Genomic DNA, 814 nt, shown 5'->3' with positions numbered 1-814 from the left:
CGTCATATTCTTGCTACTTTGCTCTCCTATCTCTTTCAGATTTTAAATTTGAGCTAACTTTAGATAGCTGATTAAACATAATCAGCATTTACCATAAAATACTTAATATAGATCTTAATAATCTATCGATTGTTAAGATCTATATTAATGACTACGCCGTTTCTATTAATGATTGTATAGCTTCATAGATATCTTGCCTGCGAACTGGCTTTGATACAAAACTATCCATGCCAGCGTCTAAGCACTTATCTTTATCACTTTCTAGCGCGTGCGCTGTTAAAGCGACGATTGGAATTGTAATTCCTTTCTTTCTAATCAGCCTAGTTGCTGTTATTCCATCCATTACTGGCATCGAGACATCCATCAAGATCATATCAATTTGAGTATCGTTTTCTTCAAGAAATGTAAGCGCCTCTGCGCCATGGCTTGCCATATGAACATTATGGCCAAGCTTGTTAAGAATCAATTTAATGACAAGTTGATTTGATTGAGTGTCTTCGACAATACGCAAGTTTAGAGCTTTGCTTGGTCTATTATGCTCAATTTTTACAGGACGGCTTTGGTTGTAACGTGTTAGAACTGGAATTCGAATGGTGAAGTCAGAACCCTCATTCTCGCGGCTTTTTACAGAGATTTCACCTCTCATCATTTCAACTAAGTGCTTGGTAATAGCAAGCCCTAAGCCCGTACCACCAAACCTTCGAGTAATTGAGCGATCACCTTGATGGAATGCCGTAAACAAATGGGCTTGTTTTGCTCTCGAGACTCCAATTCCGGTGTCAGATATAGAAACTACAATTTCGTCATTTTCTTC

General features: G+C 38.1%; 1 protein-coding gene. It reads right to left on the bottom strand.

The annotated features are described in order from the left end of the window. Positions 1-151: 151 nt before the first annotated feature. On the bottom strand, positions 152-814 hold a 663-nt coding region (locus R7044_RS24855; protein ID WP_225455952.1), incomplete at its 5' end, for a response regulator.

It is taken from the genome of Vibrio sp. 1402, assembly GCF_033340275.1.
The sequence above is the reverse complement of the archived record's forward strand: the minus strand, read 5'-3'. Positions and strand labels throughout refer to the sequence as shown.